Consider the following 226-nt stretch of genomic DNA (forward strand, 5'->3'; position numbering starts at 1 on the left):
GCGATTGTCGCAAGGACGTGAACAACGGCGCTGTGCCCGCCGTGCAGCGGCCAAGCAATTGACGATGGGTAAAGCTGCTCTCGCGGGGTGCTTGCTGTTGCTGTCAGCGCCTGAGCCCATCCCCACATGCCCCGACGCAGAAAGAGCATCAGACCGCTACGGGCCATAAGCGGCAGCGCTGCGCCGAAAGCAGCCTGGCGCAATACCTCGTACTGGGACGCGATGG

General features: G+C 63.7%; 1 protein-coding gene. It reads right to left on the reverse strand.

The genetic code is table 11. The features are described from left to right. A partial coding sequence (locus EQW76_RS29570; RefSeq protein ID WP_203452813.1) for a hypothetical protein occupies positions 1 to 226 on the reverse strand: 226 nt, incomplete at both ends.

It is taken from the genome of Rhizobium sp. rho-13.1, from assembly GCF_007000305.1.
Classification (GTDB): Bacteria; Pseudomonadota; Alphaproteobacteria; order Rhizobiales; family Rhizobiaceae; genus Rhizobium; species Rhizobium rhododendri.